11 protein-coding genes are annotated in these 14,280 nt (G+C 72.0%); 9 read left to right on the top strand and 2 right to left on the bottom strand.

Going from position 1 to position 14,280, the window contains the following annotated elements; genetic code table 11:
• Positions 1-24: 24 nt before the first annotated feature.
• A complete protein-coding gene (locus ACH4TG_RS21535) occupies positions 25-2,019 on the top strand; it encodes an ATP-dependent DNA helicase (RefSeq protein WP_398244004.1) in 1,995 nt (664 codons plus the stop codon).
• Between the two features lie 141 nt (positions 2,020-2,160).
• Here ACH4TG_RS21535 and lexA read toward each other — a convergent pair whose 3' ends face one another.
• Positions 2,161-2,940 (bottom strand): transcriptional repressor LexA, encoded by a 780-nt coding sequence (gene lexA / locus ACH4TG_RS21530; RefSeq protein WP_398244003.1) that lies wholly within the window; start codon positions 2,938-2,940, stop codon positions 2,161-2,163.
• A 605-nt stretch (positions 2,941-3,545) separates the two neighbouring features.
• On the opposite strand from lexA, the gene nrdR reads away from it, so the two are divergent.
• The 7 genes from nrdR to ACH4TG_RS21495 all read left to right on the top strand — a co-directional run bounded on the left by nrdR (position 3,546) and on the right by ACH4TG_RS21495 (position 11,224).
• Complete coding sequence (gene nrdR / locus ACH4TG_RS21525) at positions 3,546-4,058, top strand: transcriptional regulator NrdR (RefSeq protein ID WP_398244002.1); 513 nt, start codon at positions 3,546-3,548, stop codon at positions 4,056-4,058.
• A 125-nt stretch (positions 4,059-4,183) separates the two neighbouring features.
• Positions 4,184-7,087, top strand: coding sequence for a vitamin B12-dependent ribonucleotide reductase (locus ACH4TG_RS21520; RefSeq protein WP_398244001.1), 2,904 nt, complete (start codon positions 4,184-4,186; stop codon positions 7,085-7,087).
• 130 nt (positions 7,088-7,217) lie between these two features.
• A complete protein-coding gene (locus tag ACH4TG_RS21515; RefSeq protein ID WP_398244000.1) occupies positions 7,218-7,826 on the top strand; it encodes a YdbC family protein in 609 nt (202 codons plus the stop codon).
• Positions 7,827-7,941: 115 nt separating this feature from the next.
• The gene (locus ACH4TG_RS21510; protein WP_398243999.1) at positions 7,942-8,604 is read left to right on the top strand and encodes a histidine phosphatase family protein; all 663 of its coding nucleotides are present in this window, start codon (positions 7,942-7,944) and stop codon (positions 8,602-8,604) included.
• Between the two features lie 201 nt (positions 8,605-8,805).
• Positions 8,806-9,714 carry an ADP-ribosylglycohydrolase family protein gene (locus ACH4TG_RS21505; protein ID WP_398243998.1) on the top strand — a complete coding sequence of 303 codons (909 nt, stop codon included), beginning with the start codon at positions 8,806-8,808 and terminating at the stop codon, positions 9,712-9,714.
• A 70-nt stretch (positions 9,715-9,784) separates the two neighbouring features.
• Positions 9,785-10,471, top strand: coding sequence for a ribonuclease HII (locus ACH4TG_RS21500; protein WP_398243997.1), 687 nt, complete (start codon positions 9,785-9,787; stop codon positions 10,469-10,471).
• A gap of 54 nt (positions 10,472-10,525) precedes the next feature.
• The gene (locus ACH4TG_RS21495) at positions 10,526-11,224 is read left to right on the top strand and encodes a hypothetical protein (RefSeq protein ID WP_398243996.1); all 699 of its coding nucleotides are present in this window, start codon (positions 10,526-10,528) and stop codon (positions 11,222-11,224) included.
• Between the two features lie 10 nt (positions 11,225-11,234).
• Here the strand turns inward: ACH4TG_RS21495 and ACH4TG_RS21490 are convergent, their stop codons facing one another.
• Complete coding sequence (locus ACH4TG_RS21490; protein WP_398243995.1) at positions 11,235-11,825, bottom strand: hypothetical protein; 591 nt, start codon at positions 11,823-11,825, stop codon at positions 11,235-11,237.
• 284 nt (positions 11,826-12,109) lie between these two features.
• On the opposite strand from ACH4TG_RS21490, the gene ACH4TG_RS21485 reads away from it, so the two are divergent.
• Entirely contained in the window at positions 12,110-14,269 is a 2,160-nt protein-coding gene (locus ACH4TG_RS21485) for a RecQ family ATP-dependent DNA helicase (RefSeq protein ID WP_398243994.1), read from the top strand.
• Positions 14,270-14,280: the final 11 nt, after the last annotated feature.

The following is a 14,280-nucleotide window of genomic DNA, read 5'->3' as shown; positions in this document are numbered from 1 at the left end:
GGCGCGCCGTAGGCTGGCCCCCCTATGGACGACTCATCCCGCCCCACGCCTTCGGCGGAGGGACCCTCAGCGCTCAAAGACCTGCTGCACGCCGCCGTCACCGCCGTCGGCGGGGTCGAGCGGGAGGGGCAGGTGACCATGGCCGAGGCGGTGGCGACCGCCGTGGACGGCCAGTCGCACCTGCTGGTGCAGGCGGGCACCGGCACCGGCAAGTCCCTCGGCTACCTGGTACCCGCGCTCGCCCACGGCGAGCGGGTGGTCGTGGCCACGGCGACGCTGGCGCTGCAGCGCCAGCTCGTGGAGCGCGACCTGCCGCGCACGGTCGACGCGCTCAAGCCGCTGCTGCGCCGCGAGCCGCAGTACGCGATGCTCAAGGGCCGCTCCAACTACCTGTGCCTGCACCGGCTCCACGAAGGGGTGCCGCAGGACGAGGAGGACGGCCTCTTCGACCCGTTCGAGGCCGCCGCGCCCACCAGCAAGCTGGGCCAGGACCTGCTGCGGCTGCGTGACTGGGCCGACGAGACGGAGACCGGCGACCGGGACGGGCTGACGCCCGGCGTCTCCGACCGCGCCTGGAGCCAGGTTTCGGTCACGTCCCGCGAGTGCCTGGGCGCCACCAAGTGCGCGTACGGCGCGGAGTGCTTCGCCGAGGCCGCCCGGGAGCGGGCCAAGCTCGCCGAGGTCGTCGTCACCAACCACGCCCTGCTGGCGATCGACGCCATCGAGGGCGCACCGGTGCTGCCCAGCCACGAGGTGCTGATCGTCGACGAGGCCCACGAACTGGTCTCGCGGGTCACCGGGGTCGCCACCGGCGAGCTGTCGCCGATCGGCGTCAACCGCGCGGTCAAGCGCGCCTCCAAGCTCGTCAACGAGAAGGCGGCGGACGCCTTGCTGAGCGCCGCCGAGGGCTTCGAGCGCCTGATGGAACTCGCCCTCCCCGGACGCCTGGAGGAGATCCCCGAGGACCTCGCCTACGTGCTCGCCGCGCTCCGCGACGCCTGCCGTCAGGTGATCACCGCGCTCGGCGAGACCCGCGACAAGTCCGTGCAGGACGAGGACGCGGTCCGCAAGCAGGCCCTCGCGTCGGTCGAGCACATCCACGAGGTCAGCGAGCGCCTCGTCCAGGGCTCGGAGTACGACGTGGTGTGGTGCGAGCGGCACGACCGGTTCGGCGCCTCGCTGCGCGTCGCGCCGCTGAGCGTGTCGGGGCTGCTGCGCGAGAAGCTGTTCACCGAGCGCTCCGTGGTCCTGACGTCGGCGACGCTCAAGCTGGGCGGCGACTTCAACGGCGTCGCGGCGTCCCTCGGCCTCGCCCCGGAGGGTACCGAGGGCGAGGACGTCCCGCCGTGGAAGGGCATCGACGTCGGCTCGCCGTTCGACTACCCGAAGCAGGGCATCCTCTACGTCGCCAAGCACCTGTCCCAGCCGGGCCGCGACAGCGGGCGCGAGGACATGCTGGACGAACTCGCGGAACTGATCCAGGCGGCCGGCGGGCGCACGCTCGGGCTGTTCTCGTCCATGCGCGGCGCCCAGGCGGCCGCCGAGGCCATGCGCGGCCGGCTGGAGCACCCCGTGCTGCTGCAGGGCGAGGAGACCCTCGGCGAACTGATCCGCACCTTCGCCCAGGACCCGGAGACGTGCCTGTTCGGGACGCTGTCGCTGTGGCAGGGCGTGGACGTGCCGGGCGTGAACTGCCAGCTGGTGGTCATGGACCGGATCCCGTTCCCGCGCCCGGACGACCCGCTGATGAGCGCCCGGCAGAAGTCGGTCGAGGAGCACGGCGGGAACGGCTTCATGGCCGTCGCCGCCACGCACGCGGCGCTGCTGATGGCGCAGGGCGCGGGCCGGCTGATCCGGGCGAGCGGCGACCGCGGCGTGGTCGCCGTGCTGGACCCGCGGCTGTCCAAGGCCCGCTACGGCAGCTTCCTGCGGGCCTCGATGCCGGAGTTCTGGTACACCACCGACCGCAACCAGGTGCGGAAGTCCCTGGCGGCGATCGACGCAGCGGCGAAGGTCTGAGCGCGGGCTCCGCGGCCCCGCGGGCCGCGGAGCCGGGCGGCCGCGCACCACCGGCGGGTGGCTGCGGGCATGGCAGGACCCCGGAACCGGCGCAGGGGTTCCGGGGCCCGGATGGAGTGGCCGGGTCGGGCCGGTGGCCGCTCAGACCCGGCGCAGCACGGCCACCACCTTGCCGAGGATGGTGGCCTCGTCACCGGGGATGGGCTGGTAGGCCGAGTTGTGCGGCATCAGCCAGACATGGCCGTTGTCCCGCTTGAAGCGCTTCACGGTGGCCTCACCGTCCAGCATGGCCGCCACGATGTCGCCGTTCTCCGCGACGGGCTGGCGGCGCACGGTGACCCAGTCGCCGTCGCAGATGGCCGCCTCGATCATCGAGTCGCCGACGACCTTGAGGACGAACAGCTCGCCGTCGCCCACGAGTTGGCGGGGCAGCGGGAAGACGTCCTCCACCGACTCCTCGGCGAGGATCGGGCCGCCGGCCGCGATCCGGCCGACCAGCGGCACGTAGGAGGCCGAGGGCTTGCCGGTGGTGTCGGTGGGCTGCGCGGAGCCGGCGTCCGAGGCACGCACCTCGTAGGCGCGCGGGCGGTGCGGGTCACGCCGCAGGAAGCCCTTGCGCTCCAGCGCCATCAGCTGGTGCGCCACCGAGGAGGTGCTGGACAGGCCGACGGCCTGGCCGATCTCCCGCATGGACGGCGGGTATCCGCGGCGCTGCACCGAGTCCCTGATCACGTCGATCACGCGCCGCTGCCGCTCGGTCAGACCGGAGCTGTCCGCGCGAATGCCGGGTGGCCGTCCCGGAAGGGCGCGTGCGGGCTTGGGGGCGTTCTCTTCGTTCATCACGTCCAACGGGCCGATTCGTTCCTCGGAGCGGTCATGGCTGCTCAATGTGGCGGTCGCGCTCTCTGCGGTGGTGGTCACGGCGGCCCCTTTCGAGATGTTCTCCACCGCATGGACTGCGGTCGGCCCGCTCGCGGCACGGGCAGTTAGTACAACGGTAGTGGGTTTCGAAAGGTTGCGCCAAACACACGTTCGAGTGAATTTGCATAAATCCGCTGACGTGATCAAGGTACCGGGTGTATTGTTCGAATGGAAGTTCGATTCGAGAATCGGCTGCGCACGCAGTGCGCACGGCCCCTGATCCGCTGATCCGCATCTGTGGATCATTCGTGGATCACCGGTGGTCGCCGTGTGATGACCCCCCGCCGCCAGTGTGCCACTCCCGCCCGGCGCCGCACACGGATTCCCGGTCGTCTACGCTGCGACACGCCCCGCACCCCCTCCGTGGTCGTGCGTGCGGTGGCCTGCGGCTGGCCGTGAACTCCCGGCGGCGCGGCCGCGCTCCCACGACACGCGCATGTGTCACGATGGCGCGCAGCCACCAGATCTAGTGGTTGGATGGACCCCGGCCAACCACAAGTTGTGGTTGCGTGGCTATGATTGAGTTCGCTTCGGCGGCCTGTGAGGGCCTGCGCGAGCGTTGTTGTCGTGCGCTCACCTCCGGGTGAGGAAGGGAGGAGGAAGACATGCACTGCCCCTTCTGCCGACACTCGGACAGCCGCGTCGTGGACAGCCGCACCACCGACGACGGATCCTCGATCCGCCGCCGGCGCCAGTGTCCCGACTGCGGCCGGCGGTTCACGACCGTCGAGACCGCGTCCTTGATGGTGATCAAGCGCAGCGGTGTGACCGAACCCTTCAGCCGGGACAAGGTGATCGCCGGCGTGCGCAAGGCATGCCAGGGCCGCCCCGTCACCGAGGACGCGCTCGCCCAGCTCGGGCAGCGCGTGGAGGAGGCGGTCAGGGCCACCGGCAGCGCCGAGCTGTCGACCCACGACGTGGGACTGGCCATACTCGGCCCGCTCCAGGACCTCGACATGGTCGCGTATCTGCGCTTTGCCTCCGTGTACCGCGCGTTCGATTCGCTCGAGGACTTCGAGAAGGCCATCAAGGAGCTGCGCGAGCAGCGTCCACCCCAGACTCCTGGCGGGCTCGACGAGGACCTCGGGGTCCCCGCGCCCGCGGCCGCCGCCGACTGACCGGCGCGCGCAGGACCCGGATTTTGCCGGAGCGCCCCGCAGGGGTGCCGAGGCGGCAGACAACACCGTGCAGCGGGGGAAGAACCGCGCACATCAGGGCGTTTTCGCCCGTATAGGGAGGCGGAATGACAGAGACGACGAGCGGCCCGGCACGCGGTTCCCGTAGCAAGGGGTCGAAGGCGAGCAAGGGCCTGCGTATCGAGCGCATCCACACCACCCCCGGCGTGCATCCGTACGACGAGGTGGTCTGGGAGCACCGTGACGTCGTCATGACCAACTGGCGCGACGGTTCGGTCAACTTCGAACAGCGCGGCGTGGAGTTCCCCGACTTCTGGTCGGTGAACGCGGTCAACATCGTCACCAGCAAGTACTTCCGCGGCGCGGTCGGCAGCCCGAAGCGCGAGAAGAGCCTGAAGCAGCTCATCGACCGCGTCGTGCTCACCTACCGCAGGGCGGGCGAGGAGCACGGCTACTTCGCCTCCCCGGCGGACGCGGAGATCTTCGAGCACGAGCTGACCTACGCCCTGCTGCACCAGGTGTTCAGCTTCAACTCGCCGGTCTGGTTCAACGTGGGCACCGCCCAGCCCCAGCAGGTCTCCGCCTGCTTCATCCTGTCCGTCGACGACTCCATGGAGTCGATCCTCGACTGGTACAAGGAAGAGGGCATGATCTTCAAGGGCGGCTCGGGCGCCGGCCTGAACCTGTCCCGGATCCGCTCCTCCAAGGAGCTGCTGTCCTCCGGCGGCAACGCCTCCGGCCCGGTCTCCTTCATGCGCGGCGCCGACGCGTCCGCCGGCACCATCAAGTCGGGCGGCGCCACCCGCCGCGCCGCCAAGATGGTCGTGCTGGACGTCGACCACCCCGACGTCGAGGCGTTCATCGAGACCAAGGTCAAGGAGGAGGAGAAGATCCGCGCCCTGCGCGACGCGGGCTTCGACATGGACCTCGGCGGGGACGACATCACCTCCGTCCAGTACCAGAACGCCAACAACTCGGTCCGGGTCAACGACGAGTTCATGAAGGCGTACGAGTCCGGCACCAACTTCGGCCTGCGCGCCCGCATGACCGGCGAGGTCATCGAGGAGGTCGACGCCAGGGCGCTGTTCCGCAAGCTGGCCGAGGCCGCATGGGCCTGCGCCGACCCCGGCATCCAGTACGACGACACCATCAACCACTGGCACACGTCGCCGGAGACCGGCCGGATCACCGCCTCCAACCCGTGCAGCGAGTACATGCACCTGGACAACTCCAGCTGCAACCTCGCCTCGCTGAACCTGATGAAGTTCCTGCGCCACGACGACGCGGGCCGCCAGTCGTTCGACGCCGAGCGCTTCGCCAAGGTCGTCGAGCTGGTCATCACCGCGATGGACATCTCCATCTGCTTCGCCGACTTCCCGACCGAGAAGATCGGCGAGACCACCCGGGCCTTCCGCCAGCTGGGCATCGGCTACGCCAACCTCGGCGCCCTGCTGATGGCCACCGGCCACGCCTACGACTCGGACGGCGGCCGCGCCCTGGCCGGCGCCATCACCTCGCTGATGACCGGCACCTCCTACCGGCGGTCGGCCGAACTCGCCGCGGTGGTCGGCGCGTACGACGGCTACGCGCGCAACGCCGACGCCCACAAGCGGGTCATGAAGCAGCACGCCGACGCCAACGGCGAGGCCAAGCGCATGGACGACCTGGACACCCCGGTCTGGGCCGCGGCCACCGAGGCCTGGCAGGACGTCCTGCGCCTCGGTGAGAAGAACGGGTTCCGCAACGCCCAGGCGTCGGTGCTCGCCCCCACCGGCACCATCGGCCTGATGATGGACTGCGACACCACCGGCGTCGAGCCCGACCTCGCCCTGGTCAAGTTCAAGAAGCTCGTCGGCGGCGGCTCGATGCAGATCGTCAACAACACGGTGCCGACCGCCCTCAAGCGGCTCGGCTACCAGGACGAGCAGATCGAGGCGATCGTCGCCCACATCTCCGAGCACGGCAACGTGGTCGACGCCCCCGGCCTGCGCCAGGAGCACTACGAGGTCTTCGACTGCGCCATGGGCGAGCGGGCGATCTCGGCGATGGGCCACGTGCGGATGATGGCCGCGGCGCAGCCGTTCCTGTCCGGCGCGATCTCCAAGACGGTCAACCTGCCGGAGTCGGCGACCGTCGAGGAGGTCGAGGAGGTCTACTACGAGGGCTGGAAGCTCGGCCTGAAGGCGCTGGCGATCTACCGCGACAACTGCAAGGTCGGCCAGCCGCTCTCCGCCAAGAAGAAGGAGGGGGCGAAGGCCGAGGCCGTCGCCGAGGCCCCCGCCGCCTCCACCGTGGAGAGGGTCGTCGAGTACCGCCCGGTCCGCAAGCGCCTGCCCAAGGGCCGCCCGGGGATCACCACGTCCTTCACCGTCGGCGGTGCCGAGGGCTACATGACCGCCAACTCCTACCCGGACGACGGCCTGGGCGAGGTCTTCCTCAAGATGTCCAAGCAGGGCTCGACGCTCGCGGGCATGATGGACGCCTTCTCCATCGCGGTCTCGGTCGGCATGCAGTACGGGGTGCCGCTGGAGACGTACGTCTCGAAGTTCACCAACATGCGCTTCGAGCCGGCCGGTCTGACCGACGACCCGGACGTGCGGATGGCCCAGTCGATCGTCGACTACATCTTCCGCCGCCTGGCGCTGGACTTCCTGCCCTTCGAGACCCGGTCCGCGCTGGGCATCCACTCCGCCGAGGAGCGGCAGCGGCACCTGGACACCGGCTCCTACGAGCCGGCCGAGGACGAGGTGGACGTCGAGGGCCTGGCCCAGTCGGCGCCGCGCGAGGTGGAGTCCCGCAAGCCGCTGTCGGTGGCCAAGCCCGCCGAGGCGGAGGCCGCCGCGGCGTCCGTCCCGGCGCCCAAGCAGGCGCACAACTCCACGGAGCTGCTGGAGATCCAGCTCGGCCTGAGCGCCGATGCCCCGCTGTGCTTCTCCTGCGGCACCAAGATGCGGCGCGCCGGCAGCTGCTACCTGTGCGAGGGCTGCGGCTCGACGAGCGGCTGCAGCTGATCCGCTGAGCGCTGATCGCTGATCCAGCGGGAGGGGGTGCCGGCACCAGCCGGCACCCCCTCCCCGTCGGGCGTGGCCGTGCCGCCGGCCGTGGATCGTTGCACCGCTCCAACCCCACTACGATGGCGCGGTGTTGGTGAAGTGGATACGCTGCGGGGTCCTCGACCGCCCGGGGTTCGAGCGCGGCCAGCGCCGCTGGGCGGCTTTGCGGGAACACCCGGGATTCCGGGGACAGGGCGGCGGCTGGAGCAGGTCGCAGCCGGGCGTGGCGCACCTCTTCGCGTTCTGGGACGGGCAGCGGTCGTACGACGCCTTCATGGCCGGGCCGCACGACGGCCTGGCCTCCGCCCAGCAGGGCACCTTCGAGATGCTCGGCGTGCGGCTCTTCGAGCACCGGCTCGACGTGAAGGTGGGCTTCGAGCCGCAGTTCACCGACGCCGACCTGCTGCGCGTCGCCCTGTGCCGGGTGCGGCCCGACCGGGTCGACCACTTCACGCTGATGCAGCAGCGGGTCTGGAACCCCGCCATGGCCGGTTCGCCCGGCATGCTGCGCGGCGTCTTCGGCCAGGGCGGCGGCACCGGCGACTTCCTCGTGCTGTCCATGTGGAACTCGGCCACCGAGCACGGCAAGTACCGCGAGTCCTCGGTCTCCCGGCTGTCCGAGCGGGCGGAGCTGGACACCGACGTGCTGTCCGTGGCCGGCGACGTGGTGGACGTCGTCCCCACCTGGACGGTCTGACCGTCCCGGGCGCACCGCCGGGGGACGTCCCGCGCGCCGCCCCCATCCGGCCGGCACGCCCCGGACCGGCGCCTTCGTCGCGCTCCCGGGCCGGCGGGGCAATAGGCTGGCGGTCATGGGACGCCCGCAGCGCATCGTGCTCATCCGGCATGGCGAGTCCCAGGGCAACGCGGACGACAGCATCTACGCACGGGTGCCGGACCACGCCCTGGAGCTGACCGCCGAGGGACTGCGGCAGGCGCGCCACGCCGGCGAGCAGCTGAGGAAGGTCTTCGGCGAGGAGCGCGTCCACGCGTTCGTGTCGCCCTACCGCCGTACCTGGGAGACCTTCCACGCGCTCAGGCTCGACGCCTGGCGCGTCGAGGCCCGCGAGGAGCCCCGGCTGCGCGAGCAGGACTGGGGCAACTGGCAGGACCTGGAGGACATCCACCGCCAGCGCAAGGCGCGGGACGCCTACGGCCACTTCTTCTACCGCTTCGCCATGGGGGAGAGCGGGGCCGACGTCTACGACCGGGTCGGCGCCTTCCTGGAGACCCTGCACCGCGCCTTCGACAAGCCCGACTTCCCGCCCAACGTGCTGCTGGTCACCCACGGGCTGACCATGCGGCTTTTCTGCATGCGGTGGTTCCACTGGACCGTCGAGGAGTTCGAGACGCTGTCCAACCCGTCGAACGGCGAGACCCGGATGCTGCTCCTGCAGCCGGACGGCCGGTACTCCATCGACCGCCCCTTCGAGCGCTGGGCCACCCCGGGGCCACCGGGGGGCGGCTGCCTGTGAGGTGCTGCCGGCTTCGCCGTGCCCGTGAGATCCCGCTCGTGAGGGTGCTGCCTGACGCCCGGCTCGTGAGGTCCCGCTCGTGAGGTCCCGCCCGTGAGGTCCCGCCCGTGAGGTCCGCCGCCTCGCCGGTAGCAGCAGCCAGGTGAGTTTCGGCACAGGGAGATTGACCGGGATCATGCGCGATGTCAGAGTTTTCGCGCCATGACCGCTCACACCACCGACGCCGCCCGACTCGCCCGCGCCGCGTCCAGCCTCCAGGGGCTGGCCGTCGGCGACGCCCTCGGCTCCCAGTTCTTCGTCCCCGCCAACTACCCCGCCCTGCAGAGCGGCGCACTGCCCCCCGGGACATGGGGGTGGACCGACGACACGGAGATGGCCTGCTCGGTGGTGGCGGTGCTCGCCCGGCACGGCCGCATCGACCAGGACGCCCTGGCGATGTCCTTCGCCGAGCACCACGACTTCGACCGCGGCTACGGCCCCGCCGTCAACCGCATGCTGCGGCAGATCCGGCAGGAGGGCGCGGACTGGCGCGAGCTGGCCGCGGCGCTGTTCAACGGCCAGGGGTCATGGGGCAACGGCGCCGCGATGCGGGTCGCCCCGCTCGGCGCCTATTACGCGGGCGACCCGGAGCAGGCCACCCACCAGGCGGAGATCTCCGCCTACCCCACCCACCAGCACCGCGAGGCGGTGGTCGGCGCGATGGCGGTCGCCGCGGCCGCAGCCCTCGCCGCCGACCCCGAGGGCGGCCCCGAGGACCCGGCCGACCTGCTCGCGGCCGTCCTGGAGCTGGTGCCGCGCAGCGCGGTGGCGGCCGGCATCCGGCGGGCCCGGGACATGCTCGACTACGGCGACGTGGCGACCGTGGCCGCGGTGCTGGGCTGCGGGCGGCGCACCAGCGCCCACGACACGGTGCCGTTCGCGCTGTGGGCCGCCGCGCGCCATCTCGGCGACTACGAACGGGCCTTCTGGACCACGGCCAGGGCCGGCGGCGACATCGACACCACCTGCGCCATCGTCGGCGGCATCCTCGCCGCACGCCCCGGCGGAGCGCCGCCGGCGACCTGGACCGATCGGACCGAAAGCCTGCCCGAATGGGCCGTGCTGGCCTGAAGGAGGTTCTGCCCTGCCTCCTCCGACCCTCTGGAGAGGGCGGATTGCCGCAGAGTAGGCTGGAGCCGCCATGCCGTACGAACCACCCACCCACCGCGTCGAACGCTCGATGCGCGCCACCATGGGCGTGAAGACCGTCGCCGGTGTCGACGAAGTGGGACGCGGGGCCTGGGCCGGCCCGGTCACGGTGTGCGCCGCCGTCACCGGTCTGCGACGCCCGCCCGAGGGCCTGACCGACTCCAAGCTCCTCACCCCCAAGCGCCGCACAGAACTCGCCGCCGTCCTCACCGGATGGGTGACCTCGTACGCCCTCGGGCACGCGTCGAACGACGAGATCGACGAGCTGGGGATGACCGCCGCGCTGCGGCTGGCCGCCGGCCGCGCCCTGGCCGGGCTCCCGGAGCGGCCCGACGCGGTGATACTCGACGGCAAGCACAACTACCTCGGTGCGCCCTGGCAGGTGCGCACCGTGATCAAGGGCGACCAGTCCTGTGTCGCGGTCTCCGCCGCCTCGGTGATCGCCAAGGTGCAGCGGGACGGCGCGATGGCCGAACTCGGCCTGGAATACGCCCCGTTCGCATTCCAGGACAACGCCGGTTATCCGTCGCCCGTTCATCGCGCGGCGCTTGAGGAGTTCGGACCGACCGGCCACCACCGCCTCTCGTGGTCCTACCTGGACACGATGCCCCGGTGGCAGCACCTGAAGAAGGTGCGCGAAACGGCGGACGCAGGGGAACAACTCGGTTTCGATTTCTGATCCAGGACCCACCCCCCGCTGCGCTTTGCCAGCACGTTTGATAGACATCAACTCATGCCTCTCACCCCCGAGGAGCCTCAGATTCACGAGAGCGTCCCGGGTCCCCGCACTGCTCCGGCCACCGGCCGGAGTGCGTCGACCCCCCGTCCTGTCCCCGGCCCGCCGCGTCCGCCGGCACCGCGATCCGCCTCTCCCCGGCCTGCCGCACCGCGTCCCGGTCCGCCCAGGGACCCGGCCGGCGCGGGCGTCGGTCCCAGCCGTCCCGGCCCCGGCCGGCCCGCCGGCGGCACCGCGCCGTCCGCCGGCACGCACCCGCATCCCGGCGCAGGCCCGTCCGTGCCCGCGCAGCGGGACAACGGCGGCTCCGGCACCCAGATCCAGCTCATCCCCGCACCGGTCGACGGCGCCGTCGACGCGGCGGACGAGGCCGTCGACCTGCTGCTGGACACCGGCCGTGCACCCGGCGAGATCCTGGTGCTCACAACCGGCGAGCAGCACCCGTGGGCGGCCCACGAGCTGTCCTTCGGCGACGACTCCTACTGGGCCCAGCACGACGCCGCCGACGACGTCTTCTACGCCGACATCACCGCGAGCCGCGCCAAGGACCGTCCCGTGGTCGTGGTGGCCGTCAACGGCGGCAGTGACGAAACGATGCCTCGGGCGCTGGCCGGCGCTCTTGCACGTGCCGGCGCGCTGCTGATCGTCTGCGGAGACCCCGCGCGGATCAACACCCTGCTGGGCGCGAACGCCTGAGTGGCCGCCGCTACCGCGCGGCGGCCGCCCGGGGCAGGCGCGCCGGCGTCTCCTCGGGCAGCGCGGGCGAACCGTCCGCGTGCCGGGTCCAGGACGCCGAGTTGGGCGTCCGTCCGGTCCGGTTCTCGCCGATGACGTTCCAGCCGTCGGCGGTGAGCGTCACGTAGGAGCCGCAGCGCAGGCCGTGCAGGGTGCACGCGTCGCGCAGCCCCCACATCCAGGCCCCGTCCTCGGGCGTCCAGGCGGCCCCGCCGTCCCGGCACACCATGAGGACCGCGGTGCGCACCGGGTGCCGCAGCCGCAGATCGTGCGGGATGACCCGGCGCAGGTGGGACAGCAGGGCGTTCCGCCGCTCCCAGCCGTCGACGACACCGACCCGGCCCGGGAACGAGGCGCTGGCGCGCAGCCGCCCGTCCGGGTCGTACACCGAGACCACCGCGGTGGAGGGGGCGGGGAGATGCCGGGCGTGCAGGTCCTTGATCACGTCACGCGGGTTGACGAGCATCGGGACGCCGACGTCCGCCCACTCGGCGGTCTCCAGGCTTCTCGTGGCGTGGGAGGAGGTGGCAGTGGACGTCGCCGCAACGAATCCTATGGTCACGGTCCTCCCTTCACGGATACACCCGTAGACCGGGTGCGGGCGCAGCCGGTCGCAAGGGGCTCCAGGAGCCGATCGGGGATCCGAGGCAATTCTTCCCCTCGCACTGCCGTGCGGCAACGGTCAATTGGCCCCGCTGACCGGTATGGAACCGTCCGCCGGTTAGATCCCTTCCGGGTGCACGCTTCGGCGGGCGCCCGCCCCCGAACGGCCGGAACCAGCGGGAACTCGGGGTTCCTGGCGGGTGAAGTGGCTGATTGTCGGTGCTATCGGGTTGCATGGGACCCATGGACGAATCAGCACTCCGCTCCGAAGCCGATGCCGTACTCGCCGAACTCGTCGGCGCCCCGGACGGGTCGGCGCGCCTGCGCGAGGACCAGTGGCAGGCGGTGGCCGCTCTGGTGCAGGAGCGGCGGAGGGCGCTGGTGGTGCAGCGCACCGGCTGGGGCAAGTCGGCCGTCTACTTCGTCGCCACCGCGCTGCTGCGCCGCCGCGGCGCCGGCCCGACGGTGATCGTCTCGCCCCTGCTGGCGCTGATGCGGAACCAGGTCGAGTCGGCCGCCCGGGCCGGCATCCGGGCCCGCACCATCAACTCGGCCAACCCCGAGGAGTGGGAGGAGATCCGCGAAGAGGTCGAGCGGGGAGAGACGGACGTCCTCCTGATCAGCCCGGAACGGCTCAACTCGGTGGACTTCCGCGACCAGATGCTGCCCAAGGTCGCCGCCACCACCGGTCTGCTCGTGGTCGACGAGGCGCACTGCATCTCGGACTGGGGGCACGACTTCCGCCCCGACTACCGGCGGCTTCGCGCGATGCTCGCCGAGCTGCCGCCCGGCGTGCCGGTGCTGGCCACCACCGCGACCGCCAACGCCCGGGTCACCGCGGACGTGGCCGAGCAGCTGGGGACGGGTGCGGGGGAGGCCCTGGTGCTGCGCGGCCCGCTCGACCGGGAGAGCCTGCGGCTGGGCGTGGTCCAACTGCCGGACGCCGCACACCGCCTGGCCTGGCTTGCCGAGCACCTGGAGGAGCTGCCGGGCTCGGGCATCATCTACGCCCTCACGGTGGCCGCCGCCGAGGAGGCGGCCGCCTTCCTGCGGCAGCGCGGCTTCGAGGTGGCCTCCTATACCGGCCGCACCGAGAACGCCGACCGCCTGCAGGCCGAGACGGACCTGCAGCAGAACCGGGTCAAGGCGCTGGTGGCAACCTCGGCGCTGGGCATGGGCTTCGACAAGCCCGACCTGGGCTTCGTCGTCCACCTCGGATCGCCGTCCTCGCCGATCGCGTATTACCAGCAGGTCGGCCGGGCCGGCCGCGGCGTGGCCCACGCCGACGTGGTGCTGCTGCCGGGCCGCGAGGACGAGGCGATCTGGCGCTACTTCGCGGACTCCGCGTTTCCGCCCGAGGAGCAGGTCAGGCGCACGCTGTCGGCCCTGGGCGACGCGGGCCGCCCGCTGTCCGTGCCTGCCCTGGAGGCGGCGGTGGACCTGCGGCGCACCCGGCTGGAGATGATGCTCAAGGTCCTCGACGTGGACGGCGCCGTCAAGCGCGTCAAGGGCGGCTGGGAGAGCACCGGGCGGCCGTGGGACTACGACGCGGACCGGTACGCCTGGGTCGCGCGGCAGCGCAAGGACGAGCAGGAGGCAATGCGCGAGTACGCCAGGACCGGCGCCTGCCGGATGGAGTTCCTGCGCCGCCAGCTGGACGACGAGGGCGCCGTGCCCTGCGGTCGATGCGACAACTGCGCGGGCGCCTGGCTCGACGCGTCCGTCTCGTCCGACGCGCTGACGGGCGCGGTGAAGGAGCTGGAACGCCCCGGGGTGGACGTCGACCCGCGGCGGATGTGGCCGACGGGCATGCCCGCCCTGGGCATCGACCTCAAGGGGCGGATCCCCGCCTCGGAGCAGTGCTCCGCCGGGCGCGCCCTCGGCCGCCTCTCGGACATCGGCTGGGGCAACCGGCTGCGCCCGCTGCTGGCCGAGAGCGCGCCGGACGGCCCCGTCCCCGACGACGTCCTGCAGGCCGCGGTCACGGTCCTCGCCGACTGGGCGCGCTCCCCAGGCGGCTGGGCCGCCGGCTCGCCCGACGGCAGCGCCCGGCCGGTGGGCGTCGTGGCGGTGCCGTCGACCTCCCGTCCGCAGCTGGTCGGCTCCCTCGCCCAGGGCATCGCCGCCATCGGCCGGCTTCCCTTCCTGGGCACCCTGGCCCATGCCGGACCGGACGGTGCATACGCGGCCCGCCGCAGCAACTCCGCGCAGCGGCTCAGGGCACTGTCCGGCGCGTTCACGGTCCCCCAGGAGATGGCGGCCGCCCTGGCCGCGTCGCCCGGGCCTGTCCTCCTCGTCGACGACTACACGGACTCCGGGTGGACGCTCGCCGTCGCTGCGCGCCTGCTGCGGCTCTCGGGCAGCGGCCAGGTGCTCCCGCTGGTCCTGGCCGCGGCGGGCTGAGACTCCGCCGC

This window comes from Streptomyces sp. NPDC020917, from assembly GCF_044333795.1.
GTDB lineage: Bacteria > Actinomycetota > Actinomycetes > Streptomycetales > Streptomycetaceae > Actinacidiphila.
This window is presented reverse-complemented; position numbering and strand designations above follow the sequence as displayed.

What these genes read in the sequence shown, in the direction of transcription:
- ACH4TG_RS21535 (WP_398244004.1), top strand. Translation starts at nt 25, where the DNA reads ATGGACGACTCATCCCGCCCCACGCCTTCGGCGGAGGGACCCTCAGCG.
- nrdR (WP_398244002.1), top strand. Translation starts at nt 3,546, where the DNA reads ATGCACTGCCCCTTCTGCCGACACTCGGACAGCCGCGTCGTGGACAGC.
- ACH4TG_RS21485 (WP_398243994.1), top strand. Translation starts at nt 12,110, where the DNA reads ATGGACGAATCAGCACTCCGCTCCGAAGCCGATGCCGTACTCGCCGAA.
- ACH4TG_RS21495 (WP_398243996.1), top strand. Translation starts at nt 10,526, where the DNA reads ATGCCTCTCACCCCCGAGGAGCCTCAGATTCACGAGAGCGTCCCGGGT.
- ACH4TG_RS21505 (WP_398243998.1), top strand. Translation starts at nt 8,806, where the DNA reads ATGACCGCTCACACCACCGACGCCGCCCGACTCGCCCGCGCCGCGTCC.
- ACH4TG_RS21500 (WP_398243997.1), top strand. Translation starts at nt 9,785, where the DNA reads ATGCCGTACGAACCACCCACCCACCGCGTCGAACGCTCGATGCGCGCC.
- ACH4TG_RS21510 (WP_398243999.1), top strand. Translation starts at nt 7,942, where the DNA reads ATGGGACGCCCGCAGCGCATCGTGCTCATCCGGCATGGCGAGTCCCAG.
- ACH4TG_RS21520 (WP_398244001.1), top strand. Translation starts at nt 4,184, where the DNA reads ATGACAGAGACGACGAGCGGCCCGGCACGCGGTTCCCGTAGCAAGGGG.